Source organism: Phytoactinopolyspora halophila, from assembly GCF_003287285.1.
In the GTDB taxonomy this organism is placed as follows: Bacteria; Actinomycetota; Actinomycetes; order Jiangellales; family Jiangellaceae; genus Phytoactinopolyspora_A; species Phytoactinopolyspora_A halophila.
Map to the genome: position 1 here is coordinate 23,242 of NZ_QMIG01000005.1, position 25,990 is coordinate 49,231.

The 25,990-nt window shown below is 67.4% G+C and carries 16 protein-coding genes; 9 read left to right on the forward strand and 7 right to left on the reverse strand.

Translation table 11 applies throughout. The features are described from left to right. Window positions 1-21: 21 nt before the first annotated feature. From DPM12_RS07860 to DPM12_RS07875, 4 genes are read right to left on the reverse strand one after another with little or no spacing between them, the layout of a single operon-like run. Entirely contained in the window at window positions 22-1,116 is a 1,095-nt protein-coding gene (locus tag DPM12_RS07860; protein WP_112257767.1) for an ABC transporter ATP-binding protein, read from the reverse strand. Beyond that, window positions 1,116-1,985, reverse strand: a complete 870-nt coding sequence (locus DPM12_RS07865) for a carbohydrate ABC transporter permease (protein WP_211658619.1) — start codon at window positions 1,983-1,985, stop codon at window positions 1,116-1,118. The genes DPM12_RS07860 and DPM12_RS07865 overlap by 1 nt, the downstream gene beginning before the upstream one ends. Next, window positions 1,982-2,935, reverse strand: a complete 954-nt coding sequence (locus tag DPM12_RS07870; RefSeq protein WP_211658620.1) for a carbohydrate ABC transporter permease — start codon at window positions 2,933-2,935, stop codon at window positions 1,982-1,984. Before DPM12_RS07870 ends, DPM12_RS07865 begins: the two co-directional genes overlap by 4 nt. Further along, complete coding sequence (locus DPM12_RS07875) at window positions 2,913-4,331, reverse strand: extracellular solute-binding protein (RefSeq protein ID WP_211658622.1); 1,419 nt, start codon at window positions 4,329-4,331, stop codon at window positions 2,913-2,915. Before DPM12_RS07875 ends, DPM12_RS07870 begins: the two co-directional genes overlap by 23 nt. 281 nt (window positions 4,332-4,612) lie before the next feature. Here DPM12_RS07875 and DPM12_RS07880 point away from each other — a divergent pair, with 281 nt between their 5' ends. Then, entirely contained in the window at window positions 4,613-5,356 is a 744-nt protein-coding gene (locus DPM12_RS07880) for a GntR family transcriptional regulator (protein ID WP_112257770.1), read from the forward strand. 26 nt (window positions 5,357-5,382) lie between these two features. On the opposite strand, the gene DPM12_RS07885 is transcribed toward DPM12_RS07880, so the two are convergent. After that, window positions 5,383-6,558, reverse strand: coding sequence for a substrate-binding domain-containing protein (locus DPM12_RS07885; protein WP_112257771.1), 1,176 nt, complete (start codon window positions 6,556-6,558; stop codon window positions 5,383-5,385). Beyond that, entirely contained in the window at window positions 6,555-8,522 is a 1,968-nt protein-coding gene (locus DPM12_RS07890; protein ID WP_158542817.1) for a heparinase II/III domain-containing protein, read from the reverse strand. The genes DPM12_RS07885 and DPM12_RS07890 overlap by 4 nt, the downstream gene beginning before the upstream one ends. 193 nt (window positions 8,523-8,715) lie before the next feature. Between DPM12_RS07890 and DPM12_RS07895 the strand changes: the two genes are divergently transcribed. From DPM12_RS07895 to DPM12_RS07930, 8 genes are all read left to right on the forward strand, one after another. Further along, a complete protein-coding gene (locus tag DPM12_RS07895; RefSeq protein WP_425467586.1) occupies window positions 8,716-9,672 on the forward strand; it encodes a hydroxyacid dehydrogenase in 957 nt (318 codons plus the stop codon). Next, the gene (locus DPM12_RS07900) at window positions 9,669-11,885 is read left to right on the forward strand and encodes a DUF2264 domain-containing protein (RefSeq protein ID WP_112257773.1); all 2,217 of its coding nucleotides are present in this window, start codon (window positions 9,669-9,671) and stop codon (window positions 11,883-11,885) included. Before DPM12_RS07895 ends, DPM12_RS07900 begins: the two co-directional genes overlap by 4 nt. Then, window positions 11,882-13,216: an ABC transporter substrate-binding protein gene (locus tag DPM12_RS07905; protein WP_211658626.1), complete on the forward strand. Its 1,335-nt coding sequence runs from the start codon at window positions 11,882-11,884 to the stop codon at window positions 13,214-13,216. The genes DPM12_RS07900 and DPM12_RS07905 overlap by 4 nt, the downstream gene beginning before the upstream one ends. A 100-nt stretch (window positions 13,217-13,316) precedes the next feature. Beyond that, on the forward strand, window positions 13,317-14,261 hold the full coding sequence (locus DPM12_RS07910) for a carbohydrate ABC transporter permease (RefSeq protein WP_112257775.1): 945 nt from the start codon (window positions 13,317-13,319) through the stop codon (window positions 14,259-14,261). A 95-nt stretch (window positions 14,262-14,356) separates the two neighbouring features. Next, on the forward strand, window positions 14,357-15,160 hold the full coding sequence (locus tag DPM12_RS07915; protein ID WP_112257911.1) for a carbohydrate ABC transporter permease: 804 nt from the start codon (window positions 14,357-14,359) through the stop codon (window positions 15,158-15,160). A 7-nt stretch (window positions 15,161-15,167) separates the two neighbouring features. Beyond that, window positions 15,168-15,881, forward strand: coding sequence for a ferredoxin-NADPH reductase (locus tag DPM12_RS07920; protein ID WP_112257776.1), 714 nt, complete (start codon window positions 15,168-15,170; stop codon window positions 15,879-15,881). A gap of 62 nt (window positions 15,882-15,943) precedes the next feature. Next, window positions 15,944-19,177: a glycoside hydrolase gene (locus DPM12_RS07925; protein WP_112257777.1), complete on the forward strand. Its 3,234-nt coding sequence runs from the start codon at window positions 15,944-15,946 to the stop codon at window positions 19,175-19,177. Between the two features lie 260 nt (window positions 19,178-19,437). Beyond that, complete coding sequence (locus tag DPM12_RS07930; RefSeq protein ID WP_112257778.1) at window positions 19,438-24,978, forward strand: ThuA domain-containing protein; 5,541 nt, start codon at window positions 19,438-19,440, stop codon at window positions 24,976-24,978. A gap of 171 nt (window positions 24,979-25,149) precedes the next feature. Here DPM12_RS07930 and DPM12_RS07935 read toward each other — a convergent pair whose 3' ends face one another. Next, a complete protein-coding gene (locus DPM12_RS07935; protein WP_245951230.1) occupies window positions 25,150-25,962 on the reverse strand; it encodes an IclR family transcriptional regulator in 813 nt (270 codons plus the stop codon). Window positions 25,963-25,990: the final 28 nt, after the last annotated feature.

Genomic DNA, 25,990 nt, shown 5'->3' on the forward strand with positions numbered 1-25,990 from the left:
ATCGCCGTGCGGGCGTCGAGATCACGGGGATGTGGGAGTGTCGTCGAGGATGAGTTCGCCGCTGGCGCCGTCGAACAGCAAGGTCCGATCGATGCGCGGGACGACCCACCCGCGTGCTCCCATCTCGGGCTCGTCGTCCTCGTCGACAACCAGCTGAATGAGTGTCCCCCCGGCATCCACCGTGACGAGCGCCGCCGCGCCGAGATTCTCGACGATGGTGGCGCTGCCCTCGATCGAATCCTCGACGGGCTCGGTGGACCACCGCAGGTATTCCGGGCGCGCACCCCAGATCACCTCGTCACCGTCGCTGACCCGGCTGCGCGCGGACGGAGGTATCGGGACCGACGAGCCGGCGACCTTGACGTGCTCGCCGGACACCGTCGCGGTATGCAAGTTCATCGGTGTGGAGCCGACGAACGACGCGACGAACGTGTTGGCGGGCCGGGCAAAGACCTCGCGCGGGCTGCCGATCTGCTGGATACGTCCCTCCTTCATGATCGCGATCCGGTCGGCGAGCGCCAGCGCCTCGGCCTGGTCGTGGGTGACGAACACGGTGGTCACGCCGAGATCGCGCTGCAGCCGCTTGAGGAATGTCCGGGCTTCCAGCCGCAACCGAGCGTCCAGGTTGGACAGCGGCTCGTCGAAGAGGAATACCGTCGGGTTGCTGGCCACGGCGCGGGCCAGCGCGACCCGCTGCTGCTGGCCACCGGAGAGCTGCCCGGGCCGGCGGTCGATGAGCCCGTGCAGCGCCAGCCCATCGGCCGTCTCGGCAGCCGTCGCGTGCCGTGAGCTCTTCGGTACCCGCTGGATCTTCAGCGGGTACGAGATGTTGTCCGCGACGGACATGTGCGGGAAGAGCGCGTAGTCCTGGAATACCATGGCGACGTCGCGCTTTCCCGGAGGCAGCTCGGTGACGTCGCGGTCACCGATGGTCAGGCGTCCCTTGGTAGCGGCCTCGAGGCCGGCGATGGTGCGCAGCAGGGTGGTCTTGCCACAGCCGGACGGTCCGAGCAGGGCGAAGAACTCGCCGTCGGCGATGGTCAGATCGAGCCCGTCGACGGCGCGCACTCCGCCGGGAAACTCCTTGACCAGCTGGTGCGTGGTGATCTCCGCCATCAGCTCTTGATACCTCCGTAAAAGCGGAACCCGTAGCGCCGGCTGACGAAGAGGTACAGCAGCACCACCGGGATGGAGAACAGCAGGGAGAACGCTGAGATCAGCGCGAGGTTGGGCTGGCCGCCCTCGGTGTAGAACGTGAACATCACCACGGCCCCCGGGAACTGCTCGGGTGAGCGCAGCAGGATGAAGGGGATGAGGAAGTTCCCCCAGACCTGCACGACACCCCAGACGGCGATGGTGGCCAGCCCGGGCCGGGCGATCGGGACGACCACGTGCCGCAGGATCTGCAGCGGCGACGCCCCGTACACCCGAGCGGACTCCTCGTAGGACTTCGGGGTGTTGTCCATGAAGTCCTTCAAGATGAAGATCGCTGCTGGCAGCAGGCCGCCAGCCATCACCAGGACGACCGCGAGGTAGGTGTCGATCAGCTGGAGCTCGGTGATCAAGACGAAGATCGGCACCATCGCGGCCGTGCCCGTGACGATGGACGACAGCAGCAGCAGCGAGTACAGCAAGATGTCGCGGCCGGGCACCCGTACCCGGGACAGCGCGTAGGCGGCGAGCGCGGCCAGAACCAGGACGATTGCCATGGTGCCCACCGCGATGATCACCGAGTTCCACATCGAGCGCAGCGCGTACGGGTTGTCGATGAGCACCTGGAAGTTCTGGAGGGTGAACTCCGGAACGGACAGGCGTAGCGCCGGTGCCTGGTCGAAAGGCGCGGTGACCAGCCACAGCACGGGCAGCGCGAAGAATACGATGACGAACCCGATGAACACGTATCGCCCGATCTTGGCGAGCGTCGTGCGCACGATGCCGACCGCATCGCGGTGCTTCATGGGTGTGGTCTCGTGGGTGGTCGTCATTTCTGGCGTCGCTCCCTCAGCACACGGAGGTAGATCAGCGCGATCGCGAGGTTGATCACGATCATGATCAGGGAGAATGCCGCGCCCCGGCCGAGCTGGCCGGTTTCGAGCGCCATCCGGTAGATCAGAACCGGGAAGATCTCCGTCTCCTGGCCGGGCCCGCCCTGGGTGAGCAGGAAGGGCGTGAACACGTTGAACGTCCACAACGTCACCAGGAGCATCACCGTGAGGATGTGCCCGCGGATGTTGGGAAAGACGACGTCGCGCAGTGTCGCCCAGGTTCCGGCACCGGACATCCGGGCGGTCTCCAGCTGCGACGGCGGTATCGAGGCCAGTGCCGAGCTGAACAGCAGCATCGCGAACGCCGTGCCGTTGAAGATGTTGAAGGCGATGATCGACTGCATCGGGTACTCGAGCAGCCACGCCGTTTCCCCGGTCCCGAGTAAGGAGTTCAGCGTCCCTTCCCGCCGGTCGAGCAGTACGAGCCATAGCCACGCGATGACCGACGCGGGGAGGATCCACCCCATCAGCACCAACGTTTCGACGATCCCGCGCAGGGTCTTGCCGGCGGTGCGCATCAGCCACGCGATGGTGAAGCCGAGCACCATCTGGCCGATCAGGGCGGAGCCGAGAACGAAGACCAGGGTGCGAAAGACGGAATCGAGAAAGCGGTCGTTGGTGAGGGCGTCGATGTAGTTGTCCAGCCCGACGAACTCCGGCTCGGCGGCCGCCAGACCGGTCAACTGCCAGTTGGTGACCCCGAGATACAGCGTCCACAGGGCGGGAAAGACCAGGAAGATGCCGATGAGGACGAGTGCCGGTGCCACGAAGGCACTGGCACGTGTCCTGCCCAGGCCGGCGGCGTCCTCGTCGAGACGGCGCCGCTTGGGCGCCGTCTCGACAACGGGCTGCTCGTCCGGTTCCTGATCAGTTGGCGATGTTCTCGTCACCGACGATCCCCTCGAGCGAGGACTGGTACTGCTCCGCGGCATCGGCCGGCGACGTGCCGGTCACCACGGCTTCGGTACTTTCCTGCAGGGCTATCGAGACCTCGGGGTACTCCTCCAAACCCGGCCGGTAGAAGGTGATCGGCAGCACCTCGTCGGTGATGTAGCGGATCATCTCGTCGAGGTCGAGTTCCTCGTTCACGTCGGCCCGCGAGGTGATCCGGGGATCGTCGCCGTACCGCTCGAGCAGCGCCTCCTTCGAGTTCATGAAGGACAGCAGCTCCCAGGCGAGTTCCGGATAGTCGGTGTTCGGGTTGAGCACCTGGCCACCGCCGCCGGACATGCTGACGAAGTCCTGTCCGCCGACGCCGGCACCGGGCTCGACGGCTGGGATCTTCGCCCAGCCGACCACCTCGTCGCGGTCCTCCATGGGAGCGATGTCGGAATCGGGGGTGATGACCGAGCGCCACAGGTAGTCCCCCTCGATCAGCATCCCGAGCTCGTGCTCGGAGAACATGAGGAACGAGTTGTCCCGTCCGGCGGCCTCCTGCTGCAGAAGCGGATCGCCGAGCTCCTCCTCGACGTAGATGGTGTTGTAGAAGTCGAGTACCTGCTGCATTTCCGGCGAGGCACCCATCCAGAGGCTGGCGTCCTCGTCGTAGATCTCGGCTCCGGTTCCGGCGAGCAGTGGCAGGAAGCCCTGCATCGTGGTGGCCTCGCCCATCGGCGTTCCGGCGTTGATCTGGATCGGGGTCACGCCGTCGAGTTCTTGCAGCTGGCGTGCGGCGTCGAGGATCTCTTCCCAGCTGGTGGGCTGCCAGTCTTCGGGAAGTCCGGCCTCGGCGAACAGCTCGGTGTTGTAGTAGATCACCCGGCCGTCGGTGCCGACGGGGATCCCGTACCGGTCACCCTCGAAGGACATGTTCTGCTGGACGGCCTCCGGGACCTGGTCCCAGCCTTCCCAGTCGTCAGCTCCGGAGTAGATCTCGTTCAATGGCTGGATGTAGTCCGCCTGGGCGAACTCTCCGGTCCAGATGCCGTCGAACCCGCCGATGACGTCGGCGCCCTCGCCGGTCTGCAGGTCGAGGGCCAGCGAGGTCTTGTAGTCCTCGTCGTCGGCGCCGCTGCCGTCGAATTCGACGGTCACGTCGACCCCGTCTTCGGCCTTCATCTCTTCGAATTCGGGGATGACCCAGTCCTCGACCCACTCGGCGACCTCGGCGTTCTTTCCGCCTCGGATAGCGTTCTCGGCGATGGTCAGGGTGGCTTCGGTCACTTCTTCACCGTCGGCGGGAGCATCGGAGTCGTCATCCGAGCCGCAGGCGGCGAGCACGAGCGCGGCGGTGCTGAGGCCGACGGCGAATCCGCCGGCCCGGGAGCGCATTGAGCGAGTTTTCATCGGTTCCTCCAATGAACAGACATGCCGTTAGTGGCATCCACAGGGGTCCTGGAACTCGGCTCCCGAACCCTTCGGAGAGTGGCTCCTCCTGCTGTCAGAATGTCATAACCTTCGCACAGCCTAGACTGTGAGGTCCATAGGCCGCTACCGGCGTCTGGACTAGTGACAGGCAGGTCATGCGAGGATTTTTCGTTAGATGTCCACATGACTGCGTGCTACGCAGGGACGTCATGTCTTAACATGCTGATGTCTGCAAACTTGACGACGGGTGAGGGGTCCGGATGGATGATGGCATTCCGCAGCTGGTGGTCGATCGCAACAGCCCGGTCCCGTTGTATTTCCAGGTCGCCCAGCACCTGGAACAACTGATCGAGTCGGGTGCGTACCCTCCGGGAACGCGGCTGGACAACGAAATCCTCCTGGCAGATCAGCTTGGCCTGTCGCGTCCAACCATGCGCCGCGCGATCGAATATCTGGTCGACCGCGGGTTACTGGTGCGCAAACGGGGAGTGGGTACTCAGGTCGTGCAGCCGAAGGTGCGCCGGCCCGTCGAGCTGTCCAGCCTCTTCGATGACCTGCGTGCCGCCGGGCGGTCGCCGCACACGCAGGTCCTCGCGTTCGACGTGGACCACCCGTCGGAGATGATCGCCGAAACGCTCGGTATCGATGTCGACACCGACGTCTACGTCATCGAGCGTCTCCGGTACACCGGTGACGAACCCTTGTCGATCATGCGCAACTACATCCCGACCTCGCTGCTGGAGCTGAGCAGCGAGACCCTTGAAGAGAAGGGCCTGTACGATGTCATCCGGGCCGCCGGAATCAGCTTGAAGATCGCCACCCAGTCGATCGGCGGGCGAACCGCGAGAACGGCCGAAGCGCGGCTGCTGGACGAGAAACCCGGCGCGCCGCTGCTCACAATGACGCGGGTCGCCTACGACGACGCCGGCCGGGCCATCGAATACGGGTCACACCTGTACCGCGCGTCGCTATACACGTTCGAGCTGACCCTCACCACCCAGTAGCACGGCCATGACGGCTCCCGCTCGTGCTAGCCGCCGGCTGGCACGGACGAGTCACGCACGATGAGCTGCGGGCCCACCACCACGCTGTGGGCTGGCCGGTCGCCGGTGGAGTCGTGCAGCCTGGCGGTCAGCAGGGACACCGCGGCGCGGCCGATCGCCTCGCGGTGTGGCCGTACCGCCGTCAGTGGCGGATCGCACAGCGCGGCCACCTGGTCGTCGTAAGCGACGACGGCGAGATCCGTGGGTACGTCGATGCCGCGTTCCTGGCACCGCTCGACGACGGAGATGGCCTCCGGATCGGAATGCACGAGCAGCGCCGTCGTCGAGCTGGCGAGGCAGGCGTCGATGATCTCGTTCACCGTGTCCGGCCAGCTCGGGTCCCGGTGATCCATGGTGCGCAGATCCGGAACCCCGTCGAGCCGCAGGTGCAGCTCGTCACATGCCTTCTGCCAGCCCCGGCGCACGTGGGGAGTGGTGGGGCTGCCCGCCGTGGCGGTCAGCCCCACGCGCTGATGGCCGAGCCCGGCCAGATGCCGCACGGCCATGGCAGCGCCGTTGACATGGTCGCTGACCACCGACTCCATGGCCTCGCCGTACGGCCCCACCGTGGCTGCCCGCTCGACGAGGACGATCGGCACGGCGGACGTCTCCAGCCAGCGCACCAGCTCCTCGCCCTCCGGGCCGGTGGTGGTGGGAGCCACGAGCAGACCGTCGACGCCGACCGCCTCGACCAGCCGGGTCAGTTGCTGGCGCTCGTCGGCGGCCTCGTACGTCGCGCCGCGCAGGACGACCCGGGCCGACGAACCGGCGGCGGCTTCCCGCACCCCCCGGATGACGTCGGGCCAGTAGTAGTCGAGCGACGGCACGACCATCCCCAGGGTGAGCGAACGGCTGGCCCGGCCGGGGGACGTGCCGGGATCCTCGATCGCGGCGTCGGCTGGTGGCTCCCCGTGGGCACGCTGGGAATGGTCTGCCGACGTGCCCGTCGCCGACTCGTCGTGGGGCAACGTGGCGCCGCCGTGTACGCGCCGCAGCAGGCCGCGCCGGGCGAGCAGGGCGATGTCGCGGCGCACCGTGATCGCCGCGACGCCGAGCATCTGGGCGAGGTCGTTCACCCGCACGGTCCCGTGCCGGCGGACGGCACGCAGCACGCGTTCCCGGCGTTCGTCGGGGAGGAGATCGGGCGCTTCGGGAACGCTCATCCGAGAACCTCCGTCGTCAGGGCGATATTGCCGGGTTCGTCGTCCGGGATGCGCAACTCGAGCCGGGTCAGATGGCTGCCCCAGACGTCGGTGAGCATCGGGTCGTCCAGGATACGTCCGGTCAACGAGCCCGCCGCCCGGTCCGGATTCCAGGTGAGCTGGGTGGCGCGCGCACCGTCGAGTGGCCAGACGATCACCCGACCGGGACATGGCATGTGGACCTCGCCCGCGAGCAGGTAGTGCAGCGTGGTCGGCTCCACCTCGGCGGCCCCGCCGGTGGGGGAGGGCGCCAGGGTCCAGGCGTCCTCGATGGTGACCCGGGAGGCACGGGTGTCGAGGCTGGCGTCGCGCCGCCACTCGAGACCGGGCACCGGGTAGGCGGAGCCGAGGTCGACACGCGCGACGAACCGGTCCGGCTCGCGGGACACGGCGCACCGCCGGGCGTGGAACCGGCGACCCTGGCCCTGCGGCGTGCCACGAACTTTTGGCACGTTGTGCCAGTCGCTGTGCATGGTCCAGATGGCGTAGCGGTCCGGGCCGAAAGTCTGCGCGGTGTACGTGGGCCGCCCGGCATCGACGACGACGGGCACGCCGTCGACGGCCACCACGACCGATCCGACGTCGTTGTGATTGTGATGCTCGCCGTTGTGCCCACCCTTCACGGCCAGGGTCAGGCCCGTCGTCGTGCCGGGCCGCTCGCGTGCCAGCGCCACCTGCACGCCGGGACACCAGGCGCTGCCGACCAGCGGAGGGCGCGACGTCGTGGCCGCGGTCCACTGTGGATCGCAGAGCGCGCCGAGCAGCCGGCCGAGCCCGTGCCGGGCCGTTGCCACGGGCTCGCCGGGGACCCGGTATGACGCGGCGTGCGCGGCAGCGTCGTGGTCGCCGACGTGCCGGGACCAGCGGTGGAGCACGGCCCAGGGCTGATCGCGGGGCGGCCGGGCCCGGGCATCGGCGACATTGAGGTACCAGTCTCCACCCAGGTGCATGCGATGGGGGAACGCGACGGTCGCGCGGACGACGGGTACCTGGCTCGCGTCGAGTGCGCCGGCCGTGGCGTGCGCGACGACGTCGAGCGCCTCCAGCGCCCGGCACGCGCCGTTCCACCAGTACTCGTATCCCTCGTCGACCGAACCGTCGGGAGGCAGCGCGGCAAGGAAACGGTCGATACTCTCGATCGCCCACGCGACGGCGGCCACTCGCTCGTCGCCGTCGGGGATGAGCTGCAAGGCGGCGACGAGGACGTTGCCGCAGATCCACGGGCACCAGTTGTGCACGTCTCCGTCCAGGCCGAGCCAGGGCCAGTCGCGCCGGCCCAGGAACGGCTCGACGATGCGCTGGCGGACCTCGTGGCGTACCCGCTCCCGGAGCCCGGGGTACCGGGTGTCGAGTACCGGTCCGAGAACGTGATCGGCCCAGGCGAGCTGCGCGGCGACCTCGCCCGCACCGAGGTCGAGGTAGGGAGCGTGCACGTCGGGGAGGGCGGTTCCGGACTGCCGGACGTGCGTATCGTGCGCGGCCCAGCACCACGAACTCTGCTCGCACAGCAGCCAGATGCCGTCGGCAGCCTCGTCCAGCCACGCTGGATCGTCCGTGGCCGCGGCCAGGACCACCGCGCGGGTGAGCCGTTCCTGCCGGGCAGCGACCTGACTTTCGTATGCGGTGCGGTTGCCGTCCCGGAAGAAGCGCGAGTACTGCGACGCCAGTGGCTGTGGCCAGGCAGTACCGTGCTCTGCTTCGGCGCGTGCGCGGATGGCTTCCATGGTGGCGCGATCCGCCTGCCGCCATGCGGGTTCACCGATCACCGGACCGGGCAGCGCGCCAGGCGGAAGCGGAAGGGAGGCGCGGTCGAGAAGCTCGGCAGCACGTGTGGCTGACCACGCCGTCAGCAGCGGGCCACGGTCGCGTTCGGCTCCTGGTGTCGCGAGCTCGGCGTCATGCACCACCCGATCATCTCTGATCACATATGTATGTTTCAAGGTATTGACGCGCCGGTTGCGACCGCGTTTACTGGTCTGCCACACATATTCGATCATAAACGAACATATGTGATCGTGCTGCTGGTGGGATTCTCGCCAGCCACTGTGACGGGAGGTCCCACGGGTGACGAGCCGACGGCCACACGCCCTACTGGTCATGGCGCAGGAGAGCTTTGCCATGCAATTTCACGAGCCGCAGCTTCGCCGGTTGCACGCGCTTGCCGAGCTCGGCGAGCCACTCGTGACGGATGAGCTCGACTCGCCCGAGGTGCGCCGGCGGCTGCGCGATGTCGACGTTCTCATGACGTCGTGGGGGTGTCCGAGGCTCACGGCCGAGCGGCTCGCCGCCGCGCCCCGGCTGAGCGCCGTCTTCCACGCCGCCGGGACCGTGCGAGATCTTGTCAGCGACGACGTCTGGCGGCGCGACATCCTGGTCACGAACGCCGCCGACGACAACGCCATCCCGGTAGCGGAGTTCACGCTGGCCGCGATCATCTTCGCCGGCAAGGGCGCACCGTTCCTTGCACAGCACGTCCGGACACACCGCGACGACTGGTCAGGCATCGACCGTGCAGCGCTGAGCAACCGGGGCGGCACCATCGGCGTCGTCGGGTATTCCCGCACGGGACGGCGCGTGGTCGAACGCCTACGGAGTCTCGACGTCGACGTGCTCGTCGCCGACCCCTACGTGTCGGAAGCCGACGTCACGACGGCCGGTGCGCGCCTGGTCGAGCTGTCCGACCTGCTGCTGGCCTGCGACATCCTGACGCTGCACGTGCCTGCCCTGCCGTCGACGCGGCACCTCGTCGGGGCCACCGAATTGAGCTTGCTGCGCGACGGCGCGACCGTCATCAACACGGCCCGCGGTGCCGTCCTCGACACCGAGGCCCTGGAGAAGGAATGTGCGGCCGGCCGGCTGCACGCCATCCTGGACGTCACCGAGCCCGAGCCGCTGCCCGCGTCGTCGGTGCTCTACGAGCTGCCGAACGTCATGATTACGCCGCACATCGCCGGGTCTCTCGGTTCGGAGACCCAGCGGATGAGCGACAGCGCGCTCGACGAGCTGGAGCGCTTCGTCTCGGGCCAGCCGGCGCGAGCATCCGTCGACCCGAGCGAGCTGGAGGCCAGCGCATGACTACCGGCATCTCGCCGATCACCGGCTGGACCCGCGAAAGCTGGACCCGCCTGGCCGACCACATGCTGCGCGCGCTGCGCCCGTATGCCTCGCCGGGACATGGACGCATCACCCTGCCCGGCCCACCGGGTGGACTCGGTACGGACGTCGACGGCCTGGAGGGTTTCGCGCGCACGTTCTTGCTGGCCGGTTTCCGGCTCGCGGGCGAGAACGGTCGCGAGCCGGAGAACGTTCCGGGCCTGGCCGGGTGGTACGCGGAGGGAATCGCTGCGGGGACCGACCCCTCGGCCAGTGATCGCTGGATCCGGCCGGACGAGCATCGCCAGGCGAAGGTGGAAGCCGCCTCGATCGCGTTGATCCTCGACCTGACCCGGCCCTGGATCTGGGACCAGCTGTCGTCCGGTGTCCAGGAGCGCGTCGTCGATTACCTCGCCACCGTCGTGGGTGACGACGATTATCCGCGCAACAACTGGCTGTGGTTCCGGCTGGTGGTGCAGACGTTCCTGTGGTCGGTGGGCGGGCCGTGGTCCCCGGACGACGTCGAGGCCGACCTCGCGCTGCACGATGCCTTCTACCGCGCGGACGGCTGGTACGCGGACGGAGACGAGCGGGCGTTCGACCATTACGTCGGGTGGGCGATGCACCTGTATCCGATCCTGTGGATGCGCATGCGCGGCATGCCCGCCTCCGGCGGCGTCGATGGGCACCCCGGCGGCGCGGCCGTGACCCCTGCGACGCTCGCCGCGCAGCGCGGTGATCTCGACACCTGGCGGCTACGGCGCTTCCTGCAGGACTACGTGCGTCTCATCGGTGGTGACGGTTCCCCTCTGGTGCAGGGCCGTAGCTTGACGTACCGGTTCGCGGCGGCCGCATCGTTGTGGGCCGGCGCCCTGGCCGGCATTGACGAGCCGGGTCCGGGCGCGCTACGCCGCGCCGCGTCCGGGATCGTCGACCATTTCACGCGCCATGCGGTGCCCGACGAGCGCGGGTTGCTGACCTTGGGCTGGCACCACGAATGGCCCGGCATCGCGCAGAGCTACTCCGGACCGTCGTCGCCGTACTGGGCGGCCAAGGGGATGCTCGGTCTGGCCCTGCCCGCCGATCACCCGGCGTGGACCGCGACCGAACAGCCGCTGCCGGCCGAGGGAGGCGACCACGTCTGGGCCGCACCCGTTCCCAGCTGGCTGATCAGCAGCACGCGCGACGACGGCATCGTACGCGTCGTCAACCACGGCACCGATCACGCGTTGCCGGGCTCGTCGGCGGGTGATTCACCGCTGTACGCCCGGCTGGGCTACTCCACGGCGACGGCGCCCCTGATGTCGCCGGACGCCTGGGAATCACCTGTCGATCAGTCGGTGACGCTGCTGGATGCCGACGGCCGCGCGACGCATCGAGCGGGGATGCAGCCGCTGCGCACGGACATCTTGCGCACGGAAAGCGCCGACGAGACGGCAGGCGACGACGGCTCGGGGAGCGCTGACGACGCGACAGGCTCCGACGGCGGTCCCCGGTGCGCCGCCGTCGGAGCCTCGGTCGCGCGTGCGCGCTGGGTCGTGCCCGCACCGGGGCAACGTGATCACGGGTCGGGCCGATCCGGCGAGGTGCACGATGCCGGCGCGGTGAGCGTGCTCTCGGTGGTACGCGGCGCATGGGAGATCCGGTGCGTGCGGGTGGACGCCCTCCCCGAGGACGCGAAAGCGCTTTCCAGCGCGCGGCGGCTGCGCATCGGCGGGTGGCCGATCGCCGACGCCAGCGCCCCTCGCTGGACGGTGGACGGGCCGCGCGGCGATGGGCGCGAACGACCGCGGGGCGCGTCGCGGACCGCCGAGGTCACATCCGCCCGCGCGGTGTCCGTGATCGTCGTCGATGAGGGATTCGACGAAGCCGGTGTACACCGGCAGGTGGACGCGAGCCCGCTCGGCGCACACAGCGCAACCCCTTGGGTAGCAGGTCCGGTCACGGCCGGTGTCTGGCACGCCGTCGTGATCGGCCTGTACGAACACGCCCGCGAGCAGCCGCCACAGGTGGATCTGAACGGCACCCCGGACGGTGCGGCAACCCGGCTGCGAATCACCTGGCCTGGTGGCCAGTGGACGGTGGTCGACCTGCCGGAGGCACCGGCGAAGCATGTCCCGGCCCGGGTGGTGGCACCGGGACCGGCACCGGATTCACGCCGGATCGACGCCGGGAAGGAGAGCACGACGCCATGAGCAACGGACGACGGGACCTCGACGAGGAGTCCCGAAGAGAGGAGAGAACGCATATGCCGCGACGCCTCGTGTCAAGCCTTGGCACCACAGCGGTGCTGTCGCTGGTCCTCGCCGCCTGCGGCGGCGACGGAGATGCCGACAGCGCGACCGGTGACGGCGGAGACGGAACCCTGACCGTCTCTGTCTGGAACCTTGAAGGCACGCCGGAGTTCCAGGCGCTGTTCGACGCCTTCGAAGAAGCCCACCCGGACATCACGGTCGAACCGGTGGACATTCTCGCCGACGACTACGAGGAGAAGCTCACGGCGATGCTTGCCGGTGGCGACCAGACCGATGTGATCACCATCAAGAACGTCATGGAGTACGGGGAATACGCCAACCGCGGGCAGCTTCTCGACATCACCGACGTCGTCGAATCGGCGGACACATCCGACCTTGCCGGCCTGGAGGCGTTCGACGTCGACGGTTCCTACTTCGCGATGCCGTATCGCCAGGACTTCTGGGTGATCTACTACAACAAGACGCTCTTCGACGAGGCCGGTATCGACTATCCGGACACGATCACGTGGGACGAGTACGTCGACATCGCCGAACAACTCACCGAGGGCGAGGACGAGGACAAGGTGTACGGGACGTATCACCACACCTGGCGATCGGTGACCCAGGCGATCTCCGCGGCGCAGACCGGCGGTGACCTGCTCGGGGGAGATTACTCGTTCTTCGCCGATCAGTACGAGGTGGCCGTCGGGCTCCAGGAGTCGGGTGCGGCCATGGACTTCGGCACCGCCAACGCGCAGCAGGCGAGCTACCAGACGATGTTCGAGACCGGTGCCACGGCCATGCTTCCCATGGGTACCTGGTACATCGCCGCCATCCTCGCGGCCGAGGAGAGGGGAGACACGGACGTCGACTGGGGCATCGCTCCCATGGCACAGCGCCCGGACACGGACGAGGTGATCTCCTTCGGCTCGCCCACGGCGTTCGCGGTGAACGAGAACGCCGCGAACGCGGATGCCGCGAAGGAGTTCGTCGAGTTCGCCGCCAGTGCGGAGGGAGCGAAGGCGATCGCGGAGATCGGCGTGGTTCCTGCACTGCAGACCTCGGAGATCACCGAGACGTATTTCTCCCTCGACGGTATGCCCGACGACGAGCTGTCGAAGAAGGCGTTCGAACCGGACGTCGTCGAACTGGAGATGCCGGTGAGCGAGCGGACGGCGGACATCGACGAGATCCTCAACCAGGAACACGAGCTCATCATGGTCGGCGACAAGTCGATCGAGGACGGCCTGTCGACCATGAGCGAGCGCGTGCGCACCGAAGTGCGCGACTGAGACCGCCCCCGCCCCCAGCGCCCCATGATCATGAACACTAACTCGGCATATACGGCGATTTAGTGTTCATGATCATGGGGAGGGGCCTACGGAGAACACCATGGCTCACCCTTCGATCCCCTCGGCTGCGCCCCAACCGGTGGCGCCCGACCCGCCCCGCCGGTCCTCCCGCCGCCGGCTGATCCGGCGCGAGACGCTCGTCGGCTGGAGTTTCATCCTGCCCAACTTCGCCGGATTCGCCCTGCTCACGCTCGTTCCGGTGCTGATGGCCTTCGCCCTGGCCTTCATGCGGTGGGACTCCTACGGATCGCCGGAATGGCTCGGCCTGGACAATTTCCGGCGCCTGGTGAGCGACGAGACGTTCCACATGGCGCTGTTCAACACCGTCTATTACGCGGCCGGGCACATTCCCTTGACGCTCCTGGCGTCCCTGGGCCTGGCCATCGCGTTGAACCGGAAGATCCCGGGTCTAGGCATCTTCCGGACCGCGGCGTTCTTCCCGTACATCACCTCGCTCGTCGCCGTGGCGGTCGTGTGGAACATGCTGTTCAACCCCTCCTTAGGGCCGGTCAATCAGTTCCTCGAAGCCATCGGCATCGCCGAACCGCCGGGCTGGACGGCCAGCACCGCGTGGGCCATGCCAGCGGTGATCATCACGAGCGTGTGGCGCGACATGGGCTACTACATGGTGCTGTATCTGGCCGGCCTGCAGACGATCCCGCAGGAGTACTACGAGGCGGCCCGCGTCGACGGGGCCAACGCCTGGCAGCGGTTCTGGCACGTGACCCTGCCCGGCCTGCGGCCCATCACCTTCTTCGTCGTCGTCATCCTCACCATCCAGAGCTTCAAGGTCTTCGACCTCATCTTCGTCATGACCGAGGGCGGACCCGGCCGCAGCACGCTGGTGCTGTCCCAGCTGATCTACCAGGAGGGCATTAGCCAGGGACGGTTCGGCTACTCGTCGGCGGTGGCGCTCGCGCTGTTCTTCCTGGTGTTCATCATCACCGTGGTCCAGTTCCGGCTGAACAAGAGAGGGGAGTCGTAGTGGCCACCCTGCACGCTCCGGTCGGCGAGGATGCCCCGCTCGCACCGCAGCCATCGGCGGCACCACGGCGGCGTGGCGCGCGGGACCTGCTGCGCATGATCGCGACCTATACCATTCTCATCTTTCTCGCGCTGCTGGTCCTGGTCCCGTTCATCTGGATGATCTCGTCGTCGCTCAAGCGCAACAACGAGGTCTTCACGGTCCCGATCCAGTGGATCCCCGAAGAGTTCCAGTGGTCGAACTTCGTGGAGATCTGGGATCGGATCCCCATGCACACGTACCTGCGCAACTCCGCGTTCCTCGCCACGGTGATCACGTTTCTCCAGGTGCTCACGGGCAGCTTCGCAGCGTACGGGTTCGCCAAGGTCCGTTTTCCCGGACGTGACGCGCTGTTCCTCGGCTACGTCGCCACCGTTGCCATTCCCTGGCAGGCGTACATGGTGCCGCAGTACATCATGATGCAAAACGCCCAGCTGACGAACACGCATCTGTCGATCATCCTGATCCAGGCATTCGGAGCGTTCGGTGTCTTCCTGATGCGCCAGTACTACATGTCGATCCCGGACGAGCTGGTGGAGGCGGCGCGCATCGATGGGTTGAGCGAGTACGGCATCTACTGGCGGATCATCCTTCCCCTCTCCAAGCCGGCGCTGGCCAGTCTCGCGCTGCTCACGTTCGTGAATACCTGGAACGACTACATGGGGCCGTTTATCTATCTCACGAGCAACGAGCTGTGGACCGTGCAGCTGGGTCTGCGCTCGTTTGTCGGCCAGTACGACGCCGAATACGCCATGATCATGACTGGCGCCGTGCTGTCCGTGCTTCCCGTCGTCCTCGTCTTCCTGCTCGGCCAGCGCTACTTCATCCGGGGTATCGCGACCACCGGGCTGAAGGGGTGAACGCTTCATGGGCACCACGGCTGTTGCCCGCGTGCTGCGACCGGCTCCGCAGGCGACCTACGAGAAGATCTTCGGCACGGTCTACGTCGGCCTGATGGTCAACGTCCTGCTGGCCGTGGCGTGCTCGCCACTGCTGCTGGCGCTGGCGATCGTGCGCGATCCGATCGCGTCCTGGCCGTTCTTCCTCGCGATGTCCGGACTGTGCGCGCCCGCGTTGGCCGGGGCGTTCGGCTGTTTCGCCCGGATGGGCGAGGACGGTGGAACGCGCGTGCTCCATCCGTTCTGGACCACATACGCGCGCACCGCCCGGCGCGCCGTCGGGGTCTGGATGATCGGTGCCGTGCTTGTCGGCGTGCTGCTGTTCGATGCCCTGCTGGTCGCGCGGATGGCGTGGGGTCCGGCGCTGGTGCCGTTCTTCATCACGACATCGGCGCTCGCCGGCACCGTCGTCGTCGGCGTTATCGTGCTGGCCGTCGACCGTCCCGACCTCGGACTGCGCCAGATGGTGCGGTCGTGCGTCTACCTGCTGGCTCGCCGCTGGTACCTCGCGACCGCGAACGTCGCTGTCCTGGGGCTGGCCGTCGCTGTCGTCCTGGTCAAACCCGTGATCGGGATGCTGGTGGCGTGCGCGCCCCTGCTCTACGTGGCGTGGGCGAACACCCGCTACGCCCTCGCCCCGCTGCTCCCTGCCGATGATCATCGGCACTTTGCCCAGCCATAGTGCTTGAAAATGCCGATGATCACGGGAGGGTTCATGGATCCACCCCCGGTGAAAGGAGTGCCATGATCCACCGACGACATCGCACCGCCCGAACGTTAGCGTTAACAACGGCAGCGGCGACGACGCTCGCCGCGGTCCAGGCGGCGGTGCCGGCCACATCGGCGACCGAGGCGGTGAACGAGCCGGCGACGGAGGCCGCTGACGAGCCGGCGAGCTCGGTCACGGTCCAGATCGACCCCTCGTACCAGCAACCCGAGTTCGAAGGCTGGGGAGCGAGCCTCGTCTGGTCGGCGAACATCACCGGCGGCTACCCGGATGAGATCCGCGACCGGCTCGTCGACATGGTCTTCGGCGAGGACGGCCTGCGGCTCAACATCGCCCGGTACAACATCGGCGGCGGGAACGCCCCGGACGTGCGCGACGATTACATGAAGCTCGGGGCCACCATGGAGGGCTTCTGGAACGCGCCCGAGGGCATCACGCAGGAAGATATGGACTGGTGGGACCCGGACAATCCGGATCACTGGAACTGGGACGCCGACGCGAACCAGCGGTGGTGGATCGATGCGATCAAGGACCGCGTGGACCACTTCGAGGCGTTCAGCAACTCTCCGCCCTGGTTCCAGACGGTCAACGGCTACGTCTCCGGGCCGTTCACCGCCGGTGAGAACTCCATCCGGGAGGACACGCTCGACGACTTCGCCACCTACCTCGTGCGCGTCGTCGAGCACCTGGAAGACGCCCACGACATCGAGTTCGACACGGTCGAACCGCTCAACGAGGCGAACACCGACTACTGGACCACCACGCTCGGCCCGGACGGGCAGCCCACCGGGGGACGTCAGGAGGGCGTGCACGCCGATCCGCAGCTGCAGGAGAAGGTCATCCAGGCGCTGTCCGACGAGCTCGACGGCGCCGACACCGACGCCGTGATCTCGGCCATGGACGAGACGAACCCCGGGCTCTTCGTGGAGAACTGGAACGCCTACTCTGCCGGGACGCGTGCGGACGTGGAGCAGCTCAACGTCCACACGTACGGCACCGGGCAGCGCACGTCCGTGCGTGACATCGCCAAGGGCGAGCACAAGAAGCTCTGGATGAGCGAGGTGGAGGGCAGCTTCCACTCGCCGACGGATTACACCACCATGGAAACCGGCCTGGGCATAGCCAATCGGATCGTCAACGATCTGCGCGAGCTGGAGCCGTCCGCCTGGGTGCTGTGGCAGCCGATCGAGGACACCGGTCCGCAGGTGGAGGGCGGAGGTAACTGGGGCAGCATCCACGTCCCGTTCACCTGCACCGACGAGGACACTCTCGAGACGTGCGAGATCCAGACCAACACCAAGTACGACACCATCCGCAACTTCACCCACCACATCCGGCCCGGTGACCGGATGGTGAAGGTGGACGACACGTCGAGCGTCGCCGCCATCAAACAGTCCGGTGATGCCGCGACAGTGGTGCACGTCAACGACACGACGGAAGCGCGCGAGGTCACGCTCGACCTGTCGCTGTTCGACAACGTGAGCGGTCAGGCCAGCGTGACACCTGTCGTCTCCAGCGCCGACGGCGGGCTGATCGACGGTGATCCGGTCGCGGTCACCGGCGATTCGGCGAGCCTGGTGGTGCCCGGCAAGTCCGTGACCACGTTCGTCGTCGATGGCGTGAGCGGCGTCGATGATGACGCCGAGCTGGTACAGCCCGACCACGTCTACCGGCTGCAGGGCGTGCAGAGCGGGCTCTCGCTCGCGCCCGGCGACGGGGGCGACGGGGTCGTGATCCGGGACAACGCCGACGTGCCGGAGCAGCTGTGGTCGGTGCGCAAGCTGACCGGCGGTGTCGGTAACCGGGAGCGTCACGTGCTGGCCAACGTCGATATCGGGCAACGGCTTGCCGAGCGGGACGGGTCCCTCGTCCTGGAACCGGATGAGGGGGAGGCCGACGACGCCGCGCAGTGGATCATGTCCACGACCGGTGACGGCACGTACACCTTCGTTAACGCGGGGACCGGCCGGCTGATCGACGTGTCCGGCGAGGCCACGGACGACGGTTCGCCGGTGACCACGTGGACCCCTACGTCGGGTGCCAACCAGCGCTGGACGGTCCTGGACGAGACCCTGCTGGGAACCGAGACCGTGGAACTGTTCACCGTGCCCGAGCTGGCCCCTGAACTGCCCGAAACGGTGCCCGGTGTCTATCGGGACGGTGTCCGCGGCGAACTCCCGGTGGTGTGGGAGGACGCCCGGCCCAACCAGTGGAAGAATCCGGGCACGGTCCAGGTAAGCGGGGAGGCCACCGACGCGCTGGGCCAGACGTATCCCGCGGAGGCCGAGGTCACGGTGGACGTTCTGACGTCCACCCGTCCGGGCCGGGCGAAGACCTACGTGGGTGCCGCTCCGGAGGAGCTGCCGGACACCGTCGTCGGCGTCGGCGAGCACGGCGGCGCGGTGGACCTGCCGGTGAGCTGGGAATCCGCCCCGGACGGCGCGTTCGACGCTGCGGGCGTGGTGACGCTCGACGGCGTGGCCGAGGTGATGGACGGCAGCACCCTGCCCGCCACGGTCGAGGTGCAGGTCACCGAGCCGATCGAGGTGAACGTCGCGCGCGCCGACGGCGTCACGGCCGAGGCCACGTTCACCGAGGACGGCTACTCCGCGGACCGGCTGCGCAGCGGCAATACCACCGAGAAGGCGTGGTCGAACTGGAAACCGGGCGACACCAAGAATCCCTCGGACGCCATCACGGTCACGCTCCCGGCGGAGCGTGACGTGAACCGCGTGGTGACTCACTTCTACAAGGATGGCACCAACACCAGCGTGGCCGAGAGCTTGCAGGTTCAGATCCGGGACGCGGGCGGCCAGTGGGTGGACGCCGGCGACGATGTCGACATCGAGTGGACCGCTGACGATCCGGCTCCGGCGATTGACGTCGCGCTGGACGCGGCGACGGATGCGATCCGGGTGGTGATGTCAGCCCGGCCGGGCGGTTACATGACGCTCAGCGAGATCGAGGTCTTCGCGGACGCACCGGGCACGTCGTCGGATGCGGCGGCCGGATCGATCGAGGTCGACGGCGAGGAGATCGACGGCTTCGATCCCGATTCGACCGAGTACCGGATGGTGACCCGGCCACCGCACCGCAGTACGGTCACGGCCGAGGCCCGCGATCCGTACGCGACGGTGAACGTGGCCGAGCTCGACTCCTCGGAGCGGGGCTCGCGAGATTTCGGTGTCACGGTCGAGAGTGAGGACGGCTCGGCGAGGACGGTATACCACGTCACCCTCGCCCGCCGCTGATTCGCTCGTCCGGGGAACGTCCGGCGGCCGCGCGACGCGTCGGACGTTCCCCGGAGCCTTCCCTGACGGCGCGCGTCGTGGCAGCGTTCGCCGCGGGCCAGGTGATGAATTTCCCAGCATATTGCGCTCTCCGCTATGTGGATATTCTCCGCTTTTTGGATAACTTGACAGAATTCGAATATAGCGCCAAGGTTTAGGTCAATTAGCTGATTTAGCGCATTTCATCGTCGTCATATCGGCACTACAGATGGGCGAAAGGCATGAGACGACTGCGACTCCTGTTAGCGCTCACAACAACCCTTGGCCTGCTCAGCGTCGCCCTGTGGGGCGCTACCGTCTCCACGGCGGCGGAGGAGAGCGCCGAAAACGGGTACGACGTCCTGTTCTTCCACCACACCACCGGATTCCGGCACGACTCGATCGAGGACGCGCTGGCGGCCGTGGAAGAGCTGGGCGCCGAGCACGGTTTCTCCGTGACCGAAACACAAGACCCCGAGGTCTTCGACGACGAAGAACTCCAGAATTATGCCGCGGTCGTGTTCTACACCGACGGTGAGGGAACGCTGAATGCGGAACAGCGCACCGCCTTCGAGCGCTATCTGCATCGCGGTGGCGGCTTCGTCGGGCTGCACTCCACCGCGAACATGGACACCACGGACTGGCCGTGGTGGTCCGAGCTGATGGGCAACGCGCTGTTCGACAACCATCCGCCCATCCAGAGCGCGACCATGAACGTCGAAGACGGCGGCCACCCCGCCACCACGCATCTGGGTGACACCTGGGAGTGGGCCGACGACGAGTGGTACAACTTCACCGCGAACCCGCGCGATGCCGGGGCGCACGTCCTGCTGACGGTCGACGAGACGACGTACGACGGCGGCGAGATGGGCGAGGATCACCCGATCGCCTGGTGCTCGGAGTACGACGGTGGCCGGACGTTCTACACCGCGATCGGGCACTCGGCGAGCCACTACGAGGATCCCGACATGCGCCAGCACATCCTTGGTGCGATCGAGTGGGCGGCCGGTGCCGAGGATGGCGACTGTGGTGAACCCCGCGAGGGCCCGCCCACCGAGGCGGCCTTCGAGAAGGTGGCACTGGACGACAACACCGCCAACCCGATGAAGATGGACATCGCCCCGGACGGGCGCGTCTTCTACGTCGAGCTGGGCGGGACGCTCAAGGTCTGGCACCCCGACACGCAAGCGGTGAACATCGCGGGCGAGCTCGACGTGTTCCGCGAGCACGAGAACGGGCTGCTCGGCGTCGCGCTCGACCCGGATTTCCAGGAAAACAACTACCTGTATCTTTACCACAGCGATCCCGAAGAGTCCGAGGTCGACGGGACGGTCGGTGGGGTCCAGCAGCTGTCCCGGTTCGAGCTGGATCCGGAGAGCGAATCGCTGATCATGGACTCCGAGGTGGTGCTCCTGGAGGTCGAGCACCAGCGGCAGGAATGCTGCCACTCGTCGGGCGACATGGAGTTCGACTCGCAGGGCAACCTGTACATCTCGACGGGAGACGACACGAACCCGTTCGGCTCGCAGAATTTCGCGCCGCTCGACTACCGCGACGGCCGTGCCCCCTGGGACGCGGCACGCAGCGCGGGCAACACGAACGACCTGCGCGGGAAGATCTTGCGCATCACCCCCATGGACGATCCCGGCGACGAGCCCGGGCTCGGCAGCACGTACACGGTGCCCGACGACAATCTCTTCACCGAGGCCAACGACACGCATCACGATCTCTTTCCGGGCGGCGAGTACGATCCCGACCTGGTTCGCCCGGAGATCTATGCGATGGGCTTGCGGAATCCGATAGCCATCGCGATCGACCCGGAGACCGACTGGCTGTACGTGGGCGACGTCGGCCCCGACGCGAACCCGTCCGGCGGGTTCGACGAGGACCGGGGACCGCGGGGATACGACTCCTGGACGCAGGTCCGCGAGGCCGGCAACTACGGGTGGCCGTTCTGCTACATCGCGCAGGAGCCCTATCGCCAGTGGGACTTCGAGACGGAAACGCCGGGTGACTTCTACGACTGCGACGGCGGGCCGGTCAACGACTCGCCACGGAATACGGGGCTGGAACAGCTGCCCCCGGTGACATCGCGGACCATCTGGTATCCGTACTGCCCCTTCACCGCGCCCCAGGAGTTTCCCGAGATTCCCAGCGGCGACGTCTCGGGTGGCCAGAACTACGGTTGTGGCCGCGCCGCCTACGCGGGCGATGTGTACAACTACGACGCCGGCGTGGACGCCGAGGGCCAGTTCCCGGAGCATTACGACGGCAAGCCGTTCCTGATGGAGTGGGAGCGAGACATCGTCGCCAGCATCGATCTGGACGCCGACGGCGAGTACGTCCGGGAGTCGTTCGAGGAGTTCGGATTCCGGTGGCGCCTCGACGACGAGACGAGGTTCCGCAAGCCGCACGACATGGCATTCGGGCCGGACGGCAACATGTACCTGATCGAGTGGGGCGACGAGTTCAACTTCGCCGGTGGCGGGGTGAACCCGGACTCCGGGCTGTATCGGATCAGCTATGTCAAGGGCGGCCGCACCCCGGTGGCCGAGACGTCGGCGTCGCCGGACAGCGGCCAGGCACCGCTGGAGGTCAGCTTCTCGTCCGAGGGCAGTCACGATCCGGATGGTGAGGACATCACCTACGAGTGGAACTTCGGTGACGGGACGACGAGCACGGAGCCGAACCCGACGCACACCTACACCGAGGAAGGTGTCTACCAGGTTCAGCTGACCGTCACGGACACGACGGACCGGTCCAGCAGTTCGAACACCACGGTGACTGTCGGCAACACCCGGCCGGACGTGACCATCGAGATCCCCAAGCACGGCCAGATCTTCGACTGGGGCGACGAGGTCCCATTCGAGCTGAGCGTGACCGACGCCGAGGAGGGATCGACAGACGACGGCGGCATCGACTGCGCGGACGTCACGGTCCAGCGGGGACTGTGGCACTCCAGCGGCGAGAGCGCGCACGTACACCCGGGCCCGAGCCAGAACGGCTGCGAAGGCACGATCGTCACCCAGGCCGACGCCGACCACGGCGAGGACGCCGATCTCGCGACCGTGGTGACGGCCACGTACACCGACGAGGGCGACCATCCCGACGCGCAGCCGCTGACCGGCGGTGTCACGCACCTGCTCCAGCCGGACCGCAAGCAGGCGCAGTACTTCGACGAAGCGTCCGGGGTGAGCGTCTCTGCCGCGAACGACGAGCAGACCGGCGGGCGGGACGCCGTCGCCGGGCAGGACGGCGCCTGGGCCTCGTACGAGCCGTTCGACCTGAGCACCGTCGATGAGATGACGCTGCGCGCGTCGGCGCTCACCGATACCACGGTCGAGGTGCGGCGGGATGCGCCCGACGGCGAGCTCCTGGGAACCGCCGAGATCGAGGCGTCGGCCGAGATCGGCCGGATCGGCGGTCCGGACGGCTTCGGAAGCGCCCTCCAGCTCAACAGCTCCAGCCCGCACGAATACGTGGAGATGCCGCAGGGCGTCGTCAGCGATGTCGACGAGTTCACCATCTCCACGTGGGTGAACTGGGACGGCAGCCAGACCTGGACGCGGATCTTCGATTTCGGCTCCGGTACGGGTACGTACATGTTCCTCACGCCGAGCGCCGGTGACTCGAACAGCATGCGCTACGCGATCACGACGACCGGCGGTGGTGACGGCGAGCAGCGGATCGACGCCCCGGAGGCGTTGCCCACGGACGGGTGGCAGCACGTCGCGGTCACGCTGTCCGGGACCACCGGAACGCTGTACCTCAACGGTGAGCCGGTCGGGACCAACGAGAACATGACGCTGAGCCCGTCCGATCTGGGCGAGACCGAGCAGAATTGGATCGGTGACTCGCAATGGGAGGCGGATCCCCTCGTCGACGCGGCCGTCGACGACTTCCAGATCTTCGACCACGCGCTCGGTCAGGAGGAGATCCAGTCGTTGATGGACGGCCCGGGCGGCAACGTCGGCGGCGGTAACGTGGCCTGGTACGAGTTCGACGAGGATGGTGGCGGCACCGCGGTCGACTCGTCCGGGCAGGACAACCACGGCACGATCGCCGTCTCCGATTCGATCGCTGCTTGGCAGAACGTGACGTTTGGCCTCGAGGAGACCAGCGGCACGTTCCCGCTGCATCTCGTGTTCCCCGAGGGGCAGGCTCGGGTGAACTGGATGCACTTCGGCGATCCGCCGGATGACCCCGGAGATCCCGATCCCGAGCAGCCCATATGCGAGGACGAGCTGATCGTGGATCGTGATGACTTCGACGGGGATGCGCTCGACGACGGCCGGTGGACGGTCGTCGAGCCCGACCCGGACAACCTCGCCGTCGATGATGGTCAGCTGCTGATCCAGACCGTGGAGGGCCGGGATTTCTACGCCGACGGCGGCACGCTGCCCAACGTCGTCGTGCAGGAGCTACCCGGCGAGGCCCGCACGGTCACCGCCTCGATGGACTGGGCACCGGCGCAGAACTGGCAGAACGCCGGTCTGGTGATCTGGGACGACGAGGACAACTACATCAAGGCCGGCATGGTGCACGCGGACGGGCGCGCGTTCGAGCTGATCAAGGAGCTCGGCGGGAGTCCGGAGTTCCTCGGCAACGAGGTCGCCGGCGATGACTTCCCGGGCGGCTTTCAGCTTCGCTACGTCTTCGACGGCGACGAGCTCGAAGCCCAATACTCGGCGGACGGCGAGTCGTGGTCGACGATCGGGGCGACGGACCTATCCGGTCTGAACGATCCGATGGTCGGGGTGTACGCGACCAACTCGACCGGTGCCGATGCGACCGACCCGCCGCAGGCCGGGTTCGACTGGTTCGAGGTGGAATTCGCCGGTGCCGCGCCGGAGCGGTCGGTGAGCGACGACTTCTCCGGTACCGAGCTGGACGGCTGCCGCTGGGACAGCGTCGTGCGCTATGACACCGACCTGCTGGACGTCTCTGACGGCGCGCTGCATGTCACGACGACCAGCCAGGACATCTTCGGTGGTGACAACACCGATCTGCCCAACCTGGTGTTGCAGGAAACGCCGGACGAGGACTGGTCGGTCGAGACCAAGATGCACGCACCGCTAGAGCAGGGCTTCCAGAACGCGGGTCTCTTGGTGTATGGCGACGACGACAACTACCTGAAGGCTGGCATCGTCGCGACGAACGAACCCGGCGAGTCGCGCGCGCTCAGCGCCGAGGTCGCCACGGAGTCCGGGGCGGAACCGGAGGTGTCCAATGAGGACGTGCCGGGCGACGTCGACGGCTGGTGGCTGCGCCTGTCCAAGGAGGGCGCCGAGTACACGTTCGAATGGCGCCCGGAGGGCGCGGACGAGTGGACCGCGTTCGGGACGAACCCCTCCATCGAGCTCTCCGACCCGGCATTCGGCCTGTACGCGACCGGCAGCGCCGAACAGGGGGATGACGAAGAGATCACCGTCAGCTGGGAATGTTTCGCCCTCGGCGGGGAGAACGAGGGCGTCTGCCCGGCGGATGATCCCGCTCCGAGCGAGTGTGCTGATCCCGACACGCGAGAGACGGTGGTGATCGGTGATGTGGACAGCGGCGTCTCCAACCACGAGGTGGGTGACGGCTGCACGGTGAACGATCTCATCCGGGACGGCGAGGAGTGGCCCAACCACGGGCATTTCGTCCGGCACGTCCGCGAGGTCAGCGGCGATCTCGTTGAGCGCGAGGTCCTGACACAGCGCGAGGCCCGGGACATTCACCAGGCGGGTAGCCGCAGCGTCATCGGCCGGCACGGAACCCGGGGCCGGGGTGGCACGGTCTGACTGCCTGTTCACAATTGACCAGCAATTATCCGTATGGTGGATGTGAGCGCGTACATTGTCGAAGAGATTCGCCGCTGAGCTGACTTCGATACCGAGGCGTGCGTCTATTCGCCGTTTTGGCGGTGTTTTCGCGCGTCTGAGTGTCAAAGTCGGCGTCCGTGTCCGGGCAAGCTAGGTATGGACGCTCTTGAGCTGGTCGAGTGCTTCGTCGTCGGTGTGGCCAGCTCGCAGGGACGCGGATAGTGCGGCGGCGATACGGGTCATCTCGGCCAGCAGCCGGTCTTGCTGCCGGGTCTCCAGCCGGGCAGCCGGGCCGGAGACGGAGATCGCGGCAACGGGCTGGCCCACGACGAATACCGGCACGGCGATGCACCGCACGGCTTCTTCCTCCTCGCCCGCGTCTACGGCGTAGCCCTGCCGGGCTACGGTGTCGAGTTCGGTGGCGAAGTGCTCCCACTCGGTGATGGTCGCGGCGGTGCGGCGGGGAAGGCCGGTGCGCTCGATGATCCTTTCCGCCTCCTCGCGGGGTGTGAACGCCAGCAGTACCTTGCCCACGGCACTCGAATGGGGCAAGACGCGGTTGCCGACATGCGTGAACATGCGCAGCCGCCGTTGGGGCGCTCCGACCTGGGCGATGTAGACGACGTGGCTGCCATCGAGGACGGCGAGGTTCGCCGTTTCCTGGCTGACATCGGCAAGTTCGGCCAGATGCCGCTGGGCCCAGACGCCGAACAGCCTCGTGTAGGGCTCGCGCAGCTTCAGCACGCTGGGCCCGAGGAGGTACCGGCGAGATTCCGGGTCCTGCCGGATGTAGCCGCGTGCGGCCAGCGTTGTCAGCAGGCGATGAACCGTGGCCAGGGGCAGGCCGGTCTCCTGGATGAGCGTGGTGAGCCCGAGCGCGCCGTCCGCCTGGGCGAGTGCTTCGAGGACATCGAGCGCGCGCTCGACAGACTGGACTCCGCTGGCGTTCTTGCTCTTCGCCACGTCTGCCTCCCTCATGACCACGCCCGAC